This window comes from Paenibacillus sp. Y930, from assembly GCF_056786375.1.
The window spans coordinates 1-1,317 of the sequence record NZ_JBXCIX010000029.1 but is presented as its reverse complement, the minus strand read 5'-3'; the positions used below and the strand labels follow the sequence as shown (position 1 = coordinate 1,317).

The 1,317-nt window shown below is 37.0% G+C and carries 1 protein-coding gene; it reads right to left on the bottom strand.

What is annotated here, in order from left to right; translation table 11 throughout:
• Positions 1-664: 664 nt before the first annotated feature.
• Positions 665-1,168: an N-acetyltransferase family protein gene (locus AC1TO5_RS21185; protein WP_482064819.1), complete on the bottom strand. Its 504-nt coding sequence runs from the start codon at positions 1,166-1,168 to the stop codon at positions 665-667.
• Between the last annotated feature and the right edge of the window lie 149 nt (positions 1,169-1,317).

The following is a 1,317-nucleotide window of genomic DNA, read 5'->3' as shown; positions in this document are numbered from 1 at the left end:
TCAACTCTCCTCTAGTAGAACCAGACTCTACTGATCGTTAGTTCAAGATCGTTAGTTCAAGAGTGTTTTTCATTGATTTCCGATAACGTACTTGTATTCACGAACTTCCGTAGGAAGTTGTCACTGAATCCGCTACTTCTGCCAAAAGCATCAAAGTGACCAAGGCGCAGCCGCAGCTTGAATACTGTGATATGTGATGCATCTGACTTCTTGAAATACTTTACAAATCTAAATTTTTTATGTCTTAAATGATTTTCCTAATATCTCTTATTCTCTTAAGATTTCTATTCATTAATTTTAAAATCAAAGTTTTCATCTGGGTTGTCAAACATTTTAGTTGGACCTCCAACTGGTGCGGTTCATGGTGCGAGGAAGAAACTAATTAGTTTTGTGATTTGATTTGATATTGTTTCTACTTACTACAACGAAATGTGATCTAGTATTGTTGCTATTTCTGTTTGCTTTGATTAGCACTTGTATTTAGGTGGTTTTTCCAATCCAGATGTTTCACATATCGTTCAGGTATTCACGAACTTGCGTAGCAAGTTGTCACATGAATCGACTACTCTGTCAAAAGCATCACTGTGACCAAGGCGCAGCCGCTGCGTGAATACTGTGTTATGCGAGGTCATTGTCGTCTTCGAGTCACTTCATAAGACTTTACTTACAGTCTTAAAACCATTAGGTCTTCATCATAATACTGTTCATTATATTTCAATGCATTTCGTTCTAATCCATATGTTTCAAATCCTACTAATTGATATAGTTTCTTTGCCTGTTCGTTGCAAGATATTACACTCAAATTCAATTGTTCAAGACCCTCAACTTTCCTTGCTAAATTAATCAGCTCAAATATGAGTGTTTTCCCTATTCCTCGTCCTCTCTTTTCTTTTGTCACATACATTCCAATTACGTTGGCTTTATGAGTAGTCTTCATACCACTTTCACGAACAAGTGCTACAATTCCTTCCAAAAATCCGTTATCATCCAGAGCCCCTAAGACAAATTTGTCTCTGCTTGGTCTTATTCGATCACTGACTAACTCCAAAGGGAATTTACTTTCTCTTTCATAAGTCGATCCGAAAGCCTCGGGATTTATCATGAGCGCACTTAATCGTAGTTCTTGATACTTTAGAGCATCTGATTCAAGCAGGATTCTAGTATTCAAAACAACCCCTCCAATCAATTAACAAAAGAATATCTTTAATGTGTCTTTACAATGATTTCGCATAACGTTCAGGTATTCACGAACTTGCGCAGTAAGTTGTCACTGAAACTACTACTTCTGCCAATAACATCAAAGTGACCAAGGCGTAG